This is a genomic window from Syntrophus aciditrophicus SB, assembly GCF_000013405.1.
GTDB lineage: Bacteria > Desulfobacterota > Syntrophia > Syntrophales > Syntrophaceae > Syntrophus > Syntrophus aciditrophicus.
Genome location: NC_007759.1, coordinates 2639935 through 2656520, shown reverse-complemented (window position 1 = coordinate 2656520; position 16586 = coordinate 2639935). Strand labels below are relative to the sequence as shown.

Sequence of the window (16586 nt, the reverse complement as noted above, 5' to 3'; positions counted from 1 at the left end):
GAGGAGTTGACATTGTTGAAGACTATATACCAGGCTAAAAGGGTTTTCATCTCCGGCCATACCGGATTCAAAGGTTCGTGGTTAGCCCTCTGGCTTGCGGAATCAGGGGCGGACGTCATTGGCTATTCTCTTGATCCTCCCACTGATCCCAACAACTTTCAGGCAACGGAACTTCAGGATAAGATCACCCACATCCGTGGAGATGTTTGCGACCTTAATTGCCTCCTCGAAGCTTTCAGAAGATACCAGCCTGAATTTGTCTTCCACTTGGCTGCCCAGCCCATCGTTCGCCTTTCCTACAATGAACCAAAAATGACCTTCGACACGAATGTCGGTGGCACAGTCAATATATTTGAGGCCGTCAGGCTGAATCCCTCCGTCAAGGTCCTGGTCAACATCACAAGCGATAAATGTTACGAAAACAAAGAATGGGTCTGGGGCTACCGGGAGAACGACCCCATGGGTGGCCATGATCCCTATAGCGCCTCCAAGGGGTGTGCGGAGCTCGTTTTCAACGCTTATCTGAACTCTTTTTTTTCTTCCAGTGCCACGAAGAAAAGGTCGGTCGGCACCGCCTCCGCTCGTGCGGGCAACGTCATTGGTGGGGGTGACTGGGGTGTGGACCGCCTTGTGCCCGATTGCATCCGAGCTCTCCACCGCGGGCAGACAATCGGTATCCGTAACCCCCATGCGATCCGTCCCTGGCAACACGTTCTGGAGCCCCTCTATGGCTATCTTCAGCTTGGTGCGGCCCTGCGTCATGATCCACAAAGATACTCAGGCGCATGGAATTTTGGTTCCAGTAACAGCAGTCATCTGACGGTTGGTGAAATGGCCGACCGACTCATACAATATTGGGGTAATGGCTCCTGGAAAGACCTGTCAGATCCGCAGGCTCCTCACGAGGCAACGCTGCTCAAACTGAATTGCGACAAGGCTCATGCGGAGCTTAACTGGCGCGGTGTTTTAACGATCGATGAATGTCTGCTGATGACAGCGGATTGGTATAAGGAATTTTATTCAGGATCAAGGATGAAAAACATGTACCAGTTCTGTGTGTCTCAAATCCGTAAATATGAAGAAACATTAGCATCCAGGAGATAATATAAATGACTGAAAACATTCAAACAGTCATCCTTTGCGGCGGTGTGGGAACAAGGCTTCGCGAAGAAACGGAGTTCCGTCCGAAACCAATGGTCAATATCGGTTCACATCCCATCCTCTGGCATATCATGAAGTATTATTCACAATTCGGACATAAGGACTTTATTCTTGCCCTTGGGTATAAAGGCGAGATGATCAAGAATTATTTCTGTCATTATGAGCTGATGAACAATGACGTCACTATAGAGTTGGGGCAGCCTGAAAGAACCTGTATCCATTATGCCCACGATGAAGCCGGCTGGAAGATAACCCTGGCTGATACCGGCGAGAAAACACTCAAAGGGGCGCGCTTGAAAAAGGTGGAAAGATATATCAGGGGTGACATGTTCATGATGACATACGGTGACGGCATTGCCGATGTGGATATAAACGAACTGCTGGCATTCCATAAAGCGCATGGGAAAATGGCAACCGTCACCGGGATCAATCCTGCCTCCCGCTTCGGCGAGCTTAAAATAGACGGTGATCGTGTCGAGGCTTTCCGTGAAAAGCCTCGGAATGGAAATGGCCTGATCAATGGAGGATTCCTTGTATTCAACAGGGAAATCTTCAATTACCTGACCACGGATGATTCCTGCGATCTTGAAATCGGCCCTTTGGAACAGATTGCCAGGGAGGGGCAACTGATGGTGTACAAACATAGAGGTTTCTGGGCTTGCATGGATACCCTCCGCGACATGGAATATCTCAACAGGATATGGAATGCCGGCGAGGCCAGGTGGAAGATCTGGTAATGAAGCAGAACAAGCGATTTGACTTCCATCCGACGCTGATTGAAGGGCTTTGGATTGTACAGCGGAAGCCCATCGAGGATTCGCGGGGCTTTTTCTGCCGCTTCTTTTGTGCTGAAGAATTTCAGACCGCCGGTTTAAACAGGCCCATTGCACAGATCAACCACACCTATACCGTAAATAAGGGAACTGTCCGCGGTCTGCATTTTCAGCATCCGCCGCATGCAGAAATCAAGATCGTCAGTTGTCTTCAGGGTGAGGTGTATGATGTTGCTGTGGATATCAGAAAGGATTCTCCTACCTTCCTTCGCTGGCACGGAGAAATTCTGTCTGTGGCCAATCAAAAAAGTTTTTTTATCCCCGAAGGTTTTGCCCACGGTTTTCAAGCGCTGACAGAAAACTGCGAGCTGCTTTACCTTCATTCCGAAGCTTTCCATCCGCAGGCGGAAGGCGGACTTCATGTTGAGGATCCAAAAATTGGAATTGCCTGGCCCATAGCTGTGAAGGAACTGTCGCAACGCGATTGCGCTTATCCTTTCATAAACGACGATTTTAAGGGGCTTTCTCTATGAACTGCCGCCATTGCCGTACCAAATTGGAGCATGTTTTTCTGGATCTCGGCTTTGCCCCACCCTCCAATGCCTACCTTAAAGCGGAAGACCTGACCAGACCGGAGATATACTTCCCCCTTAAACTCTATGTGTGCTCTCAGTGTTGGCTGGTTCAGACAGAAGACCACGCCTGCCCAGATGAGCTGTTCACGGGTGACTATGCCTATTTCTCCTCCGTATCGCAGAGCTGGCTTGAACACGCCGCCCGATATGCGGAAAATATAACCCAAAGGATTGGCCTTGGTCCGGAAAGCTTTGTGATTGAGGTTGCTTCCAACGATGGATACCTTCTGAGAAACTTTGTGCAGGCGAAAATCCCTTGTATGGGTATTGAACCGACCGCCGGAACGGCTGCAGCAGCCCGTAAAATCGGCATTCCAGTTATGGAAGAATTTTTCGGTGAAGCGCTGGCCCGCCGACTCAAGAATGAGGGCCGACAGGCGGACCTCATTATCGGCAACAATGTCTATGCTCATGTGCCTGACATCAACGACTTCACCGCAGGTCTGAAAGCCGCACTGAAACCCGGCGGCACGATTACCCTGGAGTTTCCCCACCTGTTGCGTCTTATTGAGCAGACTCAGTTCGATACAGTTTATCATGAGCATTATTCCTATTTTTCGCTTTACACGGTTAACCGTGTCTTCGAAGCAGCAGGGCTTCGGCTGTTCGACGTGGAAGAACTGTCCACCCACGGCGGCAGTCTGCGTGTATATGGTTGCCATGAACATGATCCACGCCCCTGTGCGACAGCCATGACGGCAATCCTTGCTGAAGAAGAGACGAAGGGGCTGCGGATGCTGACCACTTACCGGTATTTTCAACGTCATGCTGATCGGGTAAAGGATAATCTCCTGGCATTTCTGATCGCACAAAAGCGTTCCGGCAGGAAGGTAGCTGCCTACGGAGCCGCCGCCAAGGGGAACACCCTGCTCAACTATGCGGGGATCAAACCGGACCTGTTGCCCTATGTATGTGATGCCGCACCCTCCAAGCAGGGAAAATTCCTGCCCGGCAGCCATATTCCTGTGTTGTCACCTGCCATATTGAAGGAAGACAAACCGGATTTCGTACTGATTCTGCCCTGGAACATAGCTGAAGAAATAATGCAGCAGCACGCATATGTTCACGAGTGGGGAGGGAAATTTTTGACTGCAGTGCCTGAAATCACCGTAATGACATGAAAATAAAAAATAATGATGTACCAAAACGGGTTTTAGTAACTGGTGCGTCAGGTTTTATCGGGAGGCACTGTCTGCCGATTTTACTGGCCAGGGGCTTCGATGTGCATGCAGTGGACATTATCATTCCGGAAAATAATTTCTGCGGAGTCCAATGGCATGATGTCAATTTGTTAAACAAGGAGAGGGCACTTGAATTGATTGAAACTATTCATCCAACCCATCTCCTTCATTTTGCATGGTATGCTAAGGCGGGTGAATACTGGCATTCTATTGAGAACATTCGGTGGCTGGAAGCCAGCTTGCATTTGCTTCAGGCTTTTCAAAAAACTGGTGGCGTAAGATTTGTTATGGCTGGCACCTGTGCCGAATATGACTGGAATTTTGGTTATTGTTCCGAATTTGTTACGCCACTTGTTCCTTCATCTTTATACGGTCATTGTAAGAACACGATGCAGCATTTATTGAAAGACTTTTCCCGGGAAACGCATCTGAGCAGCGCCTGGGGAAGAATTTTCTTCCTATATGGCCCTCATGAGAATCCCAACCGTCTTGTTTCATCGGTCATCTCAAATTTGATCCATAACAGAGTGGCGCCCTGTTCGCACGGAAATCAAATCCGAGATTTTTTGCATGTTAAAGATGCAGCTTCAGCGTTTGTTTCACTGTTGATGAGCAATGTCGATGGGCCTGTCAATATCGCGTCAGGGAAGCCGATTGCCCTGAAGGAAATTGTATTGACCATTGCTGATATGCTGGGGAAAAATCATCTTGTTAAACTGGGTGCTCTGCCGCAAAGAGAAAATGATCCTCCCGTATTATTTGGCAATACAAGGAGACTCTTTAACGAAGTTGTCTGGCAGCCTGATTATGATATAAATCAAGGAATAAGAGAAACAATTGACTGGTGGCAGGAAAGGAAGGGCAATCAAGCCAAGTTATAATAGCAATATGTATCGTGAAATCATGACGGATAACATCATCTATCGCATGGAGGGTCTGCCTGTTCAGCAGAACCGTTTTTTTTCAACCGGAAAAGACGCTGTTGAGTGTCAGGTCGGTGACCTGATACTGGTTCAAGATCCGTTGACCGGCATCGTACACAATAAGGCATTCAGGCCGGAGTTGATGACTTACGACGAAAATTATCAGAATGAGCAGGGTTACTCCGGCGTCTTTGAACAACACCTGTATGAGGTTGTAGAAATCATTCGGCGCCACTTCACTGGAAAATCCATACTCGAAATCGGCTGTGGTAAGGGCAGATTTCTGAAACTCATGAGGAATAAGGGCTTCTTTGTCACTGGGATAGATCCTGCCTATGAAGGGGATGATCCGCATGTTGTCAAAAAAACGTTTTCAGCATCGCTTGGCATGACCGGACAGGCCATCATTATCCGCCATGTTCTTGAACACATACCGGAGCCGATTGGCTTTCTGACTTCCATTGCTGAAGCGAACGGTGGCGAGGGGCTGATTTATATTGAAGTGCCCTGCCTTGAGTGGATAAGAGATCATAGAGCCTGGTTTGATCTATTTTATGAACACGTCAACTACTTTCGACTGTCCGACTTCTTCCGTATATTCGACAAGGTGCTTGATTCGGGCAGTTTCTTTGGCGGGCAATATCTTTATGTTGTGGCAGATCTTTCATCACTGCGCATAAAACCCAGGGAGGACGTTCATAAATTTGACATGCCAACGGATTTCCTGAGGGGCATTGACCGTGCTGCAGCCAGAATGAAAAGCCAGGAGAGCAGGAAGCACATCATATGGGGCGGCGGATCGAAAGGGGTCATTTTTGCTTTGCAGTTGCTGCGGCATGCCGGAGTCACTCCGGATTTCGTCATTGACATCAATCCGTACAAACAGGGAAAGTACATGCCAGTGACTGGTTTGCCGGTACTCTCACCTGAGAATGGCACGGCTTGCATGGTCCGTCACGATGCTATATTTGTTATGAACTCCAACTACTTTGATGAAATAAAAGTCACTGCGGGAGATCAATTTATTTATTACAAGGTGGATCAAAATGAGCTTTGAAGAAGAAATCCGGTCAAGAATCGGAGATAATGGAAAGAATGCCCTGCTGCTTGAAGCCGGATCAGAATTTATGCATCAATCGATTATGGCCTGTTATTCATATAATTTCTCCTGTCTTGGCCGCCCAATCATCCAGTACCCCCAAGACATGATTGCCATGCAGGAACTGCTCTGGCAGGTTCAGCCCGACCTTATAATTGAAACCGGCATCGCCCATGGAGGATCTTTGATCTTGAGTGCATCGATGCTGGCAATGATCGACTACTGCGAAGCGGCGAAGGAAGGCAGGGCACTTGATCCCGCAGCCAGCCGACGCAGGGTGCTGGGCCTGGATATCGATATCCGTGCCCACAACCGGGCCGCTATCGAGGCGCACCCGCTGGCGCACAAAATCGAGATGATCCAGGGATCCAGCATTGCTCCTGAAATTATCTCTCGGGTACATGAATACGCCAAAAACTATGAGCGCATCTTTGTTTGTCTTGATTCCAACCATACCCATGAGCATGTACTTGCCGAACTGGAGGCTTATGCCCCCTTGGTTTCGAAAAAAAGCTACTGTGTAGTATTCGATACCATCATCGAAAACATGCCCGATGACATGTTTCCCGACCGCCCCTGGGGTAAGGGCAACAACCCCAGGACCGCCGTTCGTGAGTACCTGCGCCGACTGAAGTTAGAAGGACGCAAGGCTGCTGACGGCGCGCCGCTCCATTTTGAAATCGACAAGATGATTGAAAACAAACTCCTCATCACCGTTGCCCCGGATGGATACCTGAAACGCATTTGACAATAGTCCTTTCATTGTCCGTTTACAATTACGTCATAGAAAAATATAGAAGCGACCTCCTGGGTGGTTTTAGGAATTGAGGAAAGCTCGCATATGGAAATAAGAGAAGAAAACGAAGGTTGGACAACGGTCATCAGTCCGATCAGCGGGTGGTTCAATTTCAGCCTGAAAGAATTGTGGCGCTACCGTGATCTGATTGCTCTTTTTGTCCGCCGCGACTTTGTTGCCGTTTACAAACAGACCATTCTTGGCCCCCTCTGGTTCTTGATCCAGCCTCTATTTTCCACAATTGTTTTTACAGTCATTTTCGGGAGAATAGCCAACATACCTACAGACGGCATTCCTCCGATGCTCTTTTATATGGCGGGAATCGTTTCCTGGAACTATTTTTCAAGCTGTCTTACGACCACCTCCAATACGTTCATTGCTAACGCCAATATCTTCGGCAAGGTTTATTTTCCCCGGTTAGCGGTACCCATTTCGGTTGTTATTGTCAATCTGATGACCTTTGCCATCCAGTTTCTGCTCTTCCTGGGATTTCTGTTCTATTTTTACTGGCGGGGGGTACCTGTGAATCTCTCCGGCTGGATACTCCTGACCCCACTCCTTCTTGGGCAGATGGGAATACTCGGACTCGGAGTCGGAATTCTTGTTTCATCACTAACCACCAAGTACCGTGATCTGACTTTTGTAGTCGGCTTTGGAACCCAGCTCTGGATGTATGCCACGCCAATCGTTTACCCCATGTCACAAATACCGGAACGCTGGCAATGGCTCTATGCCCTCAATCCCATGGCCAGCCTGATTGAAACCTTCCGTTATGCATTTCTGGGTTCCGGCTCTGTTAATCTTGCGCACCTGGCAGTTAGTGCAGGGATGACAATCTTTATTCTCTGTGCAGGAATTGTGCTCTTCAGTCGTATTGAGAAAACATTCATGGATACAGTATAACGCTATGAGTGACACTGTGATTAAGGTGGAAAAACTAAGTAAAGAATACCGATTAGGTACCATCAACCATGGTTTTTTGTTCCGCGACCTGCAAAGTTGGTGGGCACGGCGACGTGGTAAAGAGGATCCGAACTCATTGATAACAACATATCAGCAACACCTCGTCTCGGATGACAATAGTCGTCTTTCCGGTGGTCGCTTTTTGGCTCTGGACGATCTTACTTTTGAAGTCAGGCAGGGGGACGCGCTTGGAATAATCGGTCGTAACGGTGCGGGCAAGTCAACTCTTCTCAAGATAATCTCAAAGGTGACATCACCCACAAGTGGTGTGGTGAAAATCAGAGGGCGTGTTGCCAGCCTGCTTGAAGTGGGGACCGGATTTCATCCTGAACTTACCGGACGGGAAAACATTTATCTAAATGGTGCCATATCTGGCATGAACAAGAAAGAAATTAAAAATAAGTTTGACGAGATTGTGGCATTTTCTGGTGTGGAAAAATTTATTGATTCCCCTGTAAAACGTTATTCTTCCGGGATGTATGTCAGACTTGCCTTTGCTGTTGCTGCTCATTTGGGACCTGAAATCTTAATTGTGGATGAAGTGCTGGCTGTCGGTGATATTCAATTTCAGAAGCAATGCCTCGGCAAAATGGATGATATCAGCAAGGGTGGCAGGACAGTTGTTTTTGTCAGCCATAGCCTCCAAACCATTGCATCATTGTGCAGAGAATGTATCTTGCTCGATCAAGGGAAAATTAAGAAAAGAGGCTTGCCTTCTGAAGTCATCCTTGAATATTTGGGAGAAGGGGGCAGTAGTTGTGCTGACTTTACAAAATTGGGTCGCACTGTTGGTGACAATTTTGTCCAATTAGTTATGGGGATTGTTCAGGATGCCAATAATGAGGTTATTACTGAAATTGACATTAGAGAACCGTTAAAGATCAGCATGCATTTCACGGTCAAGCAAGACACAAGTATTCGGTACATTCCCAATTTTCATTTTACAGTGCCAGGTGGCACTTATGCTTTTGTTTCCTCACCATCGTCAATATCAGAATTATCTTCTGGTAACTACATCGCCACCTGTAATATTCCAGGCAACTTTCTGAATGAGGGTACATATTATGTTGGATTGGCCATCACATCTTATGAACCAGGGATGACGATTCATTTTTTTGAGCCCAATGTATTGACATTCAGCATTCGTGATCCGATGGAAAACTGTGTTGGCCGATATGGATTTGGATATGCCAACGTAATGCCAGGAATTGTAAGACCCAATCTTGATTGGGATGTTAGGAAATCAGGATGAAAGTAGTCAGTTTTGTAAGAAGCCGGAGATTCCGTATCGGTGAAAGGACGTTCCGTAATCGAGATTGCCTCCAACTATGGATACCTGCTTAAAAACTTTGTTGCTATGAGGACATCCCTGTCTCGGCATTGAGCCGAAGGACAGCACCGCCGACGCGGAATGGAGATATGATAATCCAACCGATGCAGCGCTTGAATTTTTAAAAGACCGTAATGAGTTTGTGAGACGTTTGCAGAATTCAGTTTTTTCTTTTGCCCTTATTATGGGCGTTAATTTTAAATTTTAACTTGCAGAAGCAGTCGCTTCCGGCCGCCTTTACGGCGTTAACACTGCTCTTTCAAAATCTTTCAGCTCCCAGGATGACCAGGGGAAGCGTTTCTTTGCATAATTTCCCTATGGGGTTACCGTTGCTTCCTGCTTTCTGATGCCGAGAACGATTTTTTTGATGTTGAAGGCATCGCCCCGCAGAGATGGTCCCAACCCTCTTTGACAAGAGAGGTAAAGCGGGCCTTGCCTGCACCATGATACTTTTCGGTAATTCCGAAATACTGCTCGATCTTGTACCGAACCTTGGAGATTTTCTTGTTCCTCTTGATCTCATTTTCCGTAAGCCTGGCATTGATCTGGTCCTTCCGCATGATTCCGTCACGAATGCCGTTCATGTTCAGGAAGTCCCGATTGGCCTCGCTGCAGTATCCCTTGTCGGCGTAAACACTTGGAGGAAGCTCTTTCCCTTGAAGGCTGTTGGCCACCACATAGGAGAAGTAATTGGTGTCATGCTCGGAGGCTCTGGAAACCGAGGAGGACAATACGAGACCGCTTTTTACGTCGACGGAGGCATGTTCCTTCATTCCGAAGACGGGTTTTTTGTTCTTCACTGTCCAGTCGGATTCAAGATCCCGCTGGAAGTGGGGCGTCTTCTTTGTCTGTTTTCGCTTTTCCCGCAGCTCATCGAGTTTGTCTCTGCTTACGGGACGACTGGCCGAGCGGATAATCCTGGCATCCACAGCCAGACCGGATTCGATGGAAAAGCCCAGGTTCTTGAATTGCTTCAGCAGTTCGCTGAAAACCTTTTCCAGCCCCTTCCTGCCGATTCTGTCCCGGAAACGGCAGAGAATCGAATGATCCGGTGAGGGGTCACTGAAGGGTAAGCCGATAAAGGCTTTGAAGGATAAACGGTCGTTGATCTGGTTTTCCAGTTCGGGATCGGACTTGATTCCGAACCATTTCTGAAGGAGGAGCCCTTTCATCAGCATCAAAGGAGGATAAGCCTTGTTTCCGTATTCCGATTTGCCCACCGGATAGTTTTCGGTCAGGATGGCGGTGATGGGTTTCCAGTCGATGGCATTCGTCACCTCGGAGAGGAATTGCTGAGTTCTTGAGTTTCCGAATGATTACTTCACTTCAAGATCAAAAAAAGAGGGATGAGAATCGTATTTCTTGAATGACATGCTGGTCTCCTTCAAAGGGTTGAATTTGAAAGGAAAACTAACAGAAATTATGCAAATAAGCACGTATTATCAATGAGTTGTTGAAAATTTTAACGTTATTTTTTGACTGCAATCTCAGACTCCGTCTGTAGAGTTGTGCAAAGGTTTCAGGAGATATTTAGCGTGCGGGGAGTAAAACATCCCTTGGTTTCCGTAGGCTTACCGACATACAACAGGCCAGATGGGCTTCATCGTACACTCATGTGTATAACAGGACAGAGTTATGAGAACTTGGAGATTATTGTTTCGGATAACTGTTCTTCAGGAGACGAGACCTATAATGTGGTAAATGAGTTCATGAAGCGTGATCCACGTATAGCCTATTTTAGGCAAGAGCAGAATAAGGGGCCAGTTGCTAATTTCAAATTTGTTTTAGAACAGTCAACTGGTGAGTATTTTATGTGGGCAGCAGATGATGATGAGTGGGATGAACACTTTATTCAATATTGCACTGAGGAATTTTCCCGACTGGGCGAAGACTTTGTCGCTGTCATGATGGAGGCACAGTACTTCTCGCATTCTGGTCTTTATGATTTTTTCCCTGAGGGAGAGGCCTTCTATGGTTCGAATCTTGACGATATCTCAGATCGCTTATGCCATATGTTGAAGAATAATTATGGTAATCTCTATTATTCACTTTTTAGAAGGTCCGCTTTATTCGAACAGAATACTTCATTCTTTTCCGCATTTGAACTTGTTTCACTAAATGAAATTCCACTCCTGCTTTTTGTTTCAACAAAAGGGAAGTTGATGGTTCTTCCTCGGGTGGGTCTATATAAGAGAACGACTGACAGTACTTACGCGCAGGCAAAATGGGAAATACAGGGAGGAAAACTTCCTAATCCTTGTGGATTTCGTTATTTCTTGGGTTTGCCCGCGAACTTTCAATACCACAAGTTAGCTTTGCGTGATATTCAATCAGTTATTACTTTGCTCAAGATTGATAAGCCAACAAAGCGAGCAGTCAGCAATATGGCCAGGAGGATAATATGGGCGCATTTTCTCGGAATAGTTATGTCTTATAAACGACCACGAATATGAAAAGACTCTTTATCGGAATGCCGGTATTCAATGGCGAGACCTATATTTCTAAAGCTCTGGATTCAATCATCAAACAAAGTTTTTGTGACTGGCAGCTGCTGATTGCTGACAATTACTCGAGTGATGGTACGGAAAGAATTGCTATGGAGTATGTTACCAAAGACACTCGCATCAAATATATCCAGCACCCATCAAACATCGGTGCATTAAACAACTTCATTTTTCTTGTTAATGAAGCTGAATCAGATTACTTTATGTGGGCTGCGGCTGACGATGAATGGTCAAGTAATTTTCTGGAATTGTGCGTAAAGACATTAGACTCATGCCGCGATGTTCAGTTTGTGAGTGGTAATGTTGCCAATATAGATCTTTCCGGTACAATATTAAGAAAATATGATGGTTTTTCTGTCTTTGACGATAAGTGGATATGGCGAAGGTTGGTAAAATATTTATGCGCACCTGAAATTCTTGGCAAGGCAAATATGATTTATTCTGTATATCGCATAGGATTTTGTCGGGAACTGTGTGGCATTCCAAATGTGCTAAGTGGTTGGGGAGCTGATATGACGTTTGTATTTGCAGGGCTTGCCCGGGGTCACTACAAATATATTCCTGATATCACGCTGTTTAAACGCGTTTTAAGCGAGTCTGATATTGATACTGCCAAGATTGCAGCTCATAATAACTTCCCGATGCTCCAATTTTTTGGTTGGTTCCCAATTACACATTATCGTGAGTATCGTGATGGTTATTATAAGATGTCAACAAATAATCCAATCAGGCTTATAGTCTTGCTCATTATGAAATATCGGGTACTGTGCCTTTGGCTCAGATTGAAGATTCAATCTGCTTCGTCGTTTGTAACCAAATGGATGTAATATCCAACTCCGCACCGATGATCAGTGTCGTTCTGCCCGTTTACAATGGGGCTTCCTACTTGCGTGAATCCATCGATTGCATTCTAGTGCAGAGTTATTCCAACTTTGAACTGCTCATCATTGACGATGGTTCCACAGACGACTCTGCTTCCATCGTTTCCTCCTTTACCGATCCGCGCATTCGGTTTTATTCACAAGAGAACAAGGGGTTGGCTGCGACTCTCAACAGGGGGATTGCCCTGGCGAAAGGGGCCTATATTGCCCGCCAGGATCAGGATGACATTTCGTTGCCGGATCGCTTATCGAAGCAGGTCGCATTTATGGAGACCCATCCTGATTGTGGTATGGCAGGGACCTGGGCCTCGATCCTTGAGGAACAGAAGCCGACGAAACGGTTACACAGGCACGATGCGGATAATCTTTCCCTGCAATTCGATCTCCTGTTCGATAATCCCTTTGTCCACAGCTCGCTGATGATCAGAAAAACAGTTTTTGATGAAGTCGGAGTGTATTGCACCAATCCAGATCGACAACCTCCCGAAGACTATGAGATGTGGTCGCGGGTTGCCAGAAAATTCCGGGTGGCCAACATCCCGGAGGTCCTTCACATATATCGGGAAGTACCCCAAAGCATGTCGCGTTCCGGAAACAACCCGTTTCTTCAGCACCTGCTTAAAATCAACGTGGAAAATCTGATGTGGGCCACGGGAGGGCGTTATTCGGACCAATCGTTGCGGGATCTTGCCGCTTTGATTCATGGGGCATATCCACAATTTTCCCGGAAAACATCATTGGGGGAGCTGATTTCGATAGTTCATGATGCTGCAATTGCCTTGTGTGATCATGCCGGCACCCCGTACAGAGAGATTCAAGAAAAGGTTCAGTATCGCGTCAATAACCTCCGCTATCATTATTATCAGGCCAGGCACTTAGGATTTCTGGGAGAATCGGGAAGGCGTGCACTGGCCCATATTATGCGTGCCGGACGGAAGCTCGTTGAAAAGCAATGGAGATTGAGAGTCATACGATGAAGTGTTGCTGTGTTATCGGTGGGACCGGGTTTATTGGTTCTTTTGTTGTCAGGGCTCTACTGAGGAAAGGAAGACACGTCATTGTCGTGGCGCGCAACGAGGTTCCAACACGGTCTCTTCCAGACAATGTCGAGTATGTGCCGGGTGATTTCGGTGACAAATATTTCATCCGGGGCATCCTACGGGGCGTTGATGAAATCATCGACCTTGCCTATGCCACCGTTCCCAAAACAAGTTATGACAATCCCATTCAGGATATTCTGGAAAACCTCCCGCCTCTCGTCAACATGCTCGATGTGGCAAGTGCCTTAAACCTGGAGAAGATTGTTCTGATTTCTTCGGGCGGCGTTATTTACGGACATTCACTCAATACGCCGATCAATGAAGAACATCCGACAAACCCCATTTCTCCCTATGGCATCACGAAGCTGGCTGTTGAAAAGTACGCCCGGATGTTCCACTTGACGCACGATTTGCCTGTCGTTTGCGTAAGGCCGGGGAATGCCTATGGAGAAACACAGAAACCTTTTATCGGCCAGGGTTTCATTGCCGCCGCCATCGCATCCATTCTCTGCGGCCTGGAGCTGACCCTTTATGGAGAATCGGGAACGGTTCGCGATTACATCCATGTCGAGGATATCGCGGAGGGAATCGTTGCCGCTCTGCTGAAAGGGCCCCCCGGAAGCATCTATAATATCGGAAGCGGAGAAGGACGGAACAACCGGGATATCCTCGATGCACTCCAACCTCTGGCACAGGCGGAAGGGCTTGAAGTGAAACTGAAAACACTTCCACTCAGAAAGTTCGATGTTCCGGTCAATGTGCTCGACAGTTCCAGGCTCAGTTGGGATACAGGCTGGACAATGCGGATTCCCTTTGAGGATGGCATTATAAGGACGTGGAACTGGTACCGTGACAATCGATCGGTGTGATAAGAGTCAAGGGTAAAAAACGGTGAAGATTCTTTTGTGCTGCGAGCTCTATTATCCGAGTGTCGGCGGCGTTCAAATGGTCATACAGCAGCTTGCCGAGCGCTTTGTTGCGATGGGGCACGATGTGACTGTCGCCACCACAAGGTTGACCACTCGTAAGGATGATAGCCTGAATGGTGTACGGATCAGGGACTTTTCCATCTATGGCAATTTCGTATCTGGAATGCGTGGTGAAATTCATGAGTATGAAAACTTCATCACATCTGAAAAATACGATGTCATCATGGTTAAAGCGGCCCAGCAATGGACATTTGATGCCCTCTGGCCTGTGCTTGATCAGGTCGAGGCGGTCAAAGTGTTTATTCCCTGCGGATTTTCCGGACTGTATGAACCGTCATACGCGGAGTATTTCAGGCAATTGCCCTATATCCTTCGTAAGTTTGACAGGCTTATTTTCTATGCCTCGGATTACAGGGATATCAATTTTGCAAAAGAGCATGGAATCCTGAATTATTCGATCGTTCCCAATGGGGCAAATGAGCTTGAGTTTGAAAAGCAGCGCGATCCGGACTTCCGCCGTTCGCTTGGGATTGCGGAAGATGATTTCATTTTTCTGACAGTGGGCAGCTTCACCGGCCTCAAAGGACATCTCGAGGTGGCACAGGCGTTTGAGATCGCAGACATGGATGGCCGTGCGGCAACGCTTATATTGAATGGTAATAAGAATATTCAGAATTATTCTGATGTGTTGCAGATGTTCAGCAAATTTCTCGGTGTAATGCGACAGTACGGAATAAAATATTTTACCAAGCATGTCATCAAGGTTTCCCTGAGATCAATAGGCATTCGGGTGGGAAAAGACGATCAAATAGATGTAACGATCGGGAGAATAAAGAAGCACGCCGGCAAAAACGTTGTTGTAACCGACTTGCCAAGGCCATCTCTTGTCAACGCGTTCATGGCAGCCGATCTCTTTGTTTTTGCCTCGAATGTGGAGTATTCTCCGCTGGTCCTTTTCGAATCGGCAGCGGCGGGAACCCCCTTCCTGACGGTTCCCGTAGGGAATTCGGAAGAAATAGCCCAATGGACGGGCGCGGGGATTGTCTGTCCTGCTGAAAGAGATGCCAGAGGATACACCCGGGTCGATCCCCATGTTCTTGCGAAGCATATGTGCAAGCTGGTGAAGGATGAGGCGCTGCGTCAGAGATTGGGGGCTGCGGGAAAGAAAAACTGGCGGGAAAAATTCACATGGGAAAAAATCAGCAGAGAGTATGAAAAAATATTTCTGACTTTGCTGGAGGAGAAGATTCGGAAGGCATGAAAAGCATTTTAGGCCGATTAAAAAGAAGACGCAGACAGATTGAGAGCTTCGCCTATCAGGCGGTTCAGGATGTTCTGCAGACGGCGCCTTCCTACAGGATTCTCCGCCAGGAACTGGGCCTTCCCGGCATGACGCTGCTTTACGGAAAAAAAAGAGGAGAAAGCCGGTAGATCATGGTGATTGTCCGACTGACCGGTGGCATCGGCAATCAGATGTTTCAATATGCCGCTGCCCGACGGGTTTCCCTGGTCAACAACGCGCCGCTGTTCCTGGATCTGGGCTGGTTTCAGGAGACGGGATCATGGACTCCGCGCAAGTATGAACTGGATGCATTTCGCATCGCCGGGGAATCGGCTTCTGTCGGCGATATCAAGGACTTCAAATCGAGAAGGCAGAACGCATTCTTCAGGCGCCTTCCCCTTTTTCTGAAAAAAAGAATATTCCACACCCGCCAGACTCACATCATCGAAAAAAGCTATAATTTTGATCCGGAAATCTTGAATTTGCAGGGGAACGTCTATCTTGACGGCTATTGGCAAAGCGAAAAATACTTTTCCGATGTTGATTCGGAGATCCGGCGGGAATTTTCCTTCCAAACCGATCCGGCGGAACGCAACCGGAAAATTCTGGAGCGTATCGCTTCCTGTGAATCGGTATCGATTCACATCCGGCGGGGAGATTATGTAACTCTACCGGATGCCAACGCGTTCCATGGCCTGTGTACGCCGGCCTACTATCGACTTGCGGTTGAGCAGATCTCACGGAAGGTGGTTGAGCCGGTTTTTTTTGTGTTTTCCGATGACATTGCCTGGGCGAGAGGGAATCTTAAACTCGGTTTCGAGACCTGTTTCATGGATCAGAACGGCCCGGACCGGGGAGACGAGGATTTGCGGCTGATGATCGCTTGCCGCCATCATATCATTGCCAACAGCAGTTTCAGCTGGTGGGGGGCCTGGCTTTGCAGCAATCCGGAAAAAATCGTTTATGCCCCCCGGAAATGGTTCAACAACGGGCTCGACACCCCGGACAATATTCCCGCCTCCTGGATAAGGATTTGAATCCCATCCTCAGCATGATCCTGCAGACGGGCATTTGCCTGCCCATTATATG

Annotated in this window: 17 protein-coding genes; 16 read left to right on the top strand and 1 reads right to left on the bottom strand. The window is 47.4% G+C overall.

What is annotated here, in order from left to right:
• The first annotated feature begins 15 nt into the window (after positions 1 to 15).
• From rfbG to SYN_RS12425, 9 genes are all read left to right on the top strand, one after another.
• The gene (rfbG, locus tag SYN_RS12465) at positions 16 to 1104 is read left to right on the top strand and encodes a CDP-glucose 4,6-dehydratase (protein ID WP_202943566.1); all 1089 of its coding nucleotides are present in this window, start codon (positions 16 to 18) and stop codon (positions 1102 to 1104) included.
• A 17-nt stretch (positions 1105 to 1121) separates the two neighbouring features.
• A complete protein-coding gene (gene rfbF, locus SYN_RS12460; RefSeq protein WP_041585728.1) occupies positions 1122 to 1898 on the top strand; it encodes a glucose-1-phosphate cytidylyltransferase in 777 nt (258 codons plus the stop codon).
• Positions 1898 to 2467, top strand: coding sequence for a dTDP-4-dehydrorhamnose 3,5-epimerase (rfbC, locus tag SYN_RS12455; protein WP_049749994.1), 570 nt, complete (start codon positions 1898 to 1900; stop codon positions 2465 to 2467). The genes rfbF and rfbC overlap by 1 nt, the downstream gene beginning before the upstream one ends.
• Positions 2464 to 3690, top strand: coding sequence for a class I SAM-dependent methyltransferase (locus SYN_RS12450; protein WP_011418527.1), 1227 nt, complete (start codon positions 2464 to 2466; stop codon positions 3688 to 3690). Before rfbC ends, SYN_RS12450 begins: the two co-directional genes overlap by 4 nt.
• Positions 3687 to 4631 (top strand): NAD-dependent epimerase/dehydratase family protein, encoded by a 945-nt coding sequence (locus tag SYN_RS12445; protein WP_011418526.1) that lies wholly within the window; start codon positions 3687 to 3689, stop codon positions 4629 to 4631. Before SYN_RS12450 ends, SYN_RS12445 begins: the two co-directional genes overlap by 4 nt.
• Positions 4588 to 5730: a class I SAM-dependent methyltransferase gene (locus tag SYN_RS12440; RefSeq protein ID WP_011418525.1), complete on the top strand. Its 1143-nt coding sequence runs from the start codon at positions 4588 to 4590 to the stop codon at positions 5728 to 5730. The genes SYN_RS12445 and SYN_RS12440 overlap by 44 nt, the downstream gene beginning before the upstream one ends.
• Positions 5720 to 6520 carry a cephalosporin hydroxylase family protein gene (locus SYN_RS12435; RefSeq protein ID WP_011418524.1) on the top strand — a complete coding sequence of 267 codons (801 nt, stop codon included), beginning with the start codon at positions 5720 to 5722 and terminating at the stop codon, positions 6518 to 6520. The genes SYN_RS12440 and SYN_RS12435 overlap by 11 nt, the downstream gene beginning before the upstream one ends.
• A gap of 93 nt (positions 6521 to 6613) precedes the next feature.
• Positions 6614 to 7471 carry an ABC transporter permease gene (locus SYN_RS12430; RefSeq protein WP_041585101.1) on the top strand — a complete coding sequence of 286 codons (858 nt, stop codon included), beginning with the start codon at positions 6614 to 6616 and terminating at the stop codon, positions 7469 to 7471.
• 16 nt (positions 7472 to 7487) lie between these two features.
• Complete coding sequence (locus SYN_RS12425; protein WP_237671292.1) at positions 7488 to 8783, top strand: ABC transporter ATP-binding protein; 1296 nt, start codon at positions 7488 to 7490, stop codon at positions 8781 to 8783.
• 401 nt (positions 8784 to 9184) lie between these two features.
• On the opposite strand, the gene SYN_RS12420 is transcribed toward SYN_RS12425, so the two are convergent.
• Entirely contained in the window at positions 9185 to 10138 is a 954-nt protein-coding gene (locus SYN_RS12420; RefSeq protein WP_011418521.1) for an IS5 family transposase, read from the bottom strand.
• Positions 10139 to 10369: 231 nt separating this feature from the next.
• On the opposite strand from SYN_RS12420, the gene SYN_RS15455 reads away from it, so the two are divergent.
• From SYN_RS15455 to SYN_RS12390, 7 genes are read left to right on the top strand one after another with little or no spacing between them, the layout of a single operon-like run.
• Positions 10370 to 11314 carry a glycosyltransferase family 2 protein gene (locus SYN_RS15455; RefSeq protein ID WP_308733010.1) on the top strand — a complete coding sequence of 315 codons (945 nt, stop codon included), beginning with the start codon at positions 10370 to 10372 and terminating at the stop codon, positions 11312 to 11314.
• Positions 11311 to 12192 carry a glycosyltransferase family 2 protein gene (locus SYN_RS15450; RefSeq protein WP_011418519.1) on the top strand — a complete coding sequence of 294 codons (882 nt, stop codon included), beginning with the start codon at positions 11311 to 11313 and terminating at the stop codon, positions 12190 to 12192. Before SYN_RS15455 ends, SYN_RS15450 begins: the two co-directional genes overlap by 4 nt.
• Positions 12183 to 13223: a glycosyltransferase family 2 protein gene (locus SYN_RS12405; protein ID WP_148202579.1), complete on the top strand. Its 1041-nt coding sequence runs from the start codon at positions 12183 to 12185 to the stop codon at positions 13221 to 13223. Before SYN_RS15450 ends, SYN_RS12405 begins: the two co-directional genes overlap by 10 nt.
• Positions 13220 to 14155 (top strand): NAD-dependent epimerase/dehydratase family protein, encoded by a 936-nt coding sequence (locus tag SYN_RS12400; protein ID WP_148202654.1) that lies wholly within the window; start codon positions 13220 to 13222, stop codon positions 14153 to 14155. The genes SYN_RS12405 and SYN_RS12400 overlap by 4 nt, the downstream gene beginning before the upstream one ends.
• A 22-nt stretch (positions 14156 to 14177) precedes the next feature.
• Entirely contained in the window at positions 14178 to 15476 is a 1299-nt protein-coding gene (locus tag SYN_RS12395; RefSeq protein WP_011418516.1) for a glycosyltransferase family 4 protein, read from the top strand.
• Positions 15473 to 15646 carry a hypothetical protein gene (locus SYN_RS16305; protein ID WP_011418515.1) on the top strand — a complete coding sequence of 58 codons (174 nt, stop codon included), beginning with the start codon at positions 15473 to 15475 and terminating at the stop codon, positions 15644 to 15646. The genes SYN_RS12395 and SYN_RS16305 overlap by 4 nt, the downstream gene beginning before the upstream one ends.
• 3 nt (positions 15647 to 15649) lie before the next feature.
• On the top strand, positions 15650 to 16534 hold the full coding sequence (locus SYN_RS12390) for an alpha-1,2-fucosyltransferase (RefSeq protein ID WP_011418514.1): 885 nt from the start codon (positions 15650 to 15652) through the stop codon (positions 16532 to 16534).
• Positions 16535 to 16586: the final 52 nt, after the last annotated feature.

What these genes read in the sequence shown, in the direction of transcription:
- SYN_RS16305 (WP_011418515.1), top strand. Translation starts at nt 15,473, where the DNA reads ATGAAAAGCATTTTAGGCCGATTAAAAAGAAGACGCAGACAGATTGAG.
- SYN_RS12390 (WP_011418514.1), top strand. Translation starts at nt 15,650, where the DNA reads ATGGTGATTGTCCGACTGACCGGTGGCATCGGCAATCAGATGTTTCAA.
- SYN_RS12430 (WP_041585101.1), top strand. Translation starts at nt 6,614, where the DNA reads ATGGAAATAAGAGAAGAAAACGAAGGTTGGACAACGGTCATCAGTCCG.
- SYN_RS15450 (WP_011418519.1), top strand. Translation starts at nt 11,311, where the DNA reads ATGAAAAGACTCTTTATCGGAATGCCGGTATTCAATGGCGAGACCTAT.
- rfbC (WP_049749994.1), top strand. Translation starts at nt 1,898, where the DNA reads ATGAAGCAGAACAAGCGATTTGACTTCCATCCGACGCTGATTGAAGGG.
- SYN_RS12445 (WP_011418526.1), top strand. Translation starts at nt 3,687, where the DNA reads ATGAAAATAAAAAATAATGATGTACCAAAACGGGTTTTAGTAACTGGT.
- SYN_RS12435 (WP_011418524.1), top strand. Translation starts at nt 5,720, where the DNA reads ATGAGCTTTGAAGAAGAAATCCGGTCAAGAATCGGAGATAATGGAAAG.
- SYN_RS12400 (WP_148202654.1), top strand. Translation starts at nt 13,220, where the DNA reads ATGAAGTGTTGCTGTGTTATCGGTGGGACCGGGTTTATTGGTTCTTTT.
- SYN_RS12405 (WP_148202579.1), top strand. Translation starts at nt 12,183, where the DNA reads ATGGATGTAATATCCAACTCCGCACCGATGATCAGTGTCGTTCTGCCC.
- SYN_RS12450 (WP_011418527.1), top strand. Translation starts at nt 2,464, where the DNA reads ATGAACTGCCGCCATTGCCGTACCAAATTGGAGCATGTTTTTCTGGAT.